At 68.6% G+C, this 1127-nt stretch carries 1 protein-coding gene; it reads right to left on the bottom strand.

What is annotated here, in order from left to right:
* On the bottom strand, nt 1-1127 hold a 1127-nt coding region (locus C667_RS23180; protein ID WP_004389635.1), incomplete at both ends, for an NAD(P)/FAD-dependent oxidoreductase.

The raw sequence follows: 1127 nt of genomic DNA, 5'->3' as shown, positions 1-1127 counted from the left end.
CGGTCGAAGGTGAGCACGCCGTCGGGCTTCGGGTAGTCGATCTTCGCGCACTCGGAGGCCGGCTTGAGCTTGTCGTGGTCGGACGAGTTGTGCAGCGTCCAAGGCGCCTTGCCGCGGAACAGCATCTGGTCCATGCCGAACAGGAAGGAGCCCATCCACAGGCCCTTCTTCATCAGCGGCTTGAAGTTGCGGTACTTGTGCAGCTCGGTGTACAGCCAGGACTCGCGGAAGGCGGCCGGGTAGGCGGTGAGCGCGTCGCGCTGGCGGTTGGCGGCGAGGGCCTCGAAGGCCGCCTCGGCGGCGAGCATGCCCGACTTGATCGCGGCGTGGACACCCTTGATGCGCGCGGCGTTGAGGAAGCCGGCGTCGTCGCCGATGAGGCCGCCGCCCGGGAAGATCAGCCGCGGCAGGCTCTGCAGGTTGCCGGTGGCGATGGCGCGCGCGCCGTAGGCGAGGCGCTTGCCACCCTCGATGTGCTTGCGCACCTCGGTGTGGGTCTTCCAGCGCTGCATCTCGTCGAAGGGCGACAGGTGCGGGTTCTCGTAGTTGAGGCCGACCACGAAGCCGAGCGCGACGAGGTTGTCCTCGAGGTGGTAGATGAAGCCGCCGCCATAGGTGCGGTTGTCCATCGGCCAGCCGGCGGTGTGCACGACCAGACCCGGACGGTGCATCTCGGGCTTGACCTCCCACAGCTCCTTGATGCCGATGCCGAAGGTCTGCGGGTCGACGCCCTCGCGCAGGTTGAACTTCGCCTCGAGCTGCTTGCCGAGGTGGCCGCGACAGCCTTCGGCGAACAGGGTGTACTTGGCGTGCAGCTCCATGCCCGGCTGGTGGTGCGGGCCGGGGGTGCCGTCGCGGTTGAGGCCCATGTCGCCGGTGGCGACGCCCTTCACCGCGCCGGATTCGTCGTAGAGGATCTCGGCCGCGGCGAAGCCGGGATAGACCTCGATGCCGGCAGCCTCGGCCTGCTCGCCCATCCACTTGACGAGGTTGCCCAGGCGCACGATGTAGTTGCCGTGGTTCTCGAAGCAGTCGGGGGTGAGCGCGGCCGGGACGCGGCGTACGCCGGTCTCGGACAGGAACACCACCTGGTCCTCGGTGACCGCGGTGGTGAGCGGGGCGCCCTT

It is taken from the genome of Thauera phenylacetica B4P (genome assembly GCF_000310225.1).
Classification (GTDB): domain Bacteria; phylum Pseudomonadota; class Gammaproteobacteria; order Burkholderiales; family Rhodocyclaceae; genus Thauera; species Thauera phenylacetica.
Note: the sequence above shows the minus strand (reverse complement) of the source record. Positions and strands in the feature narration are given on the sequence as shown.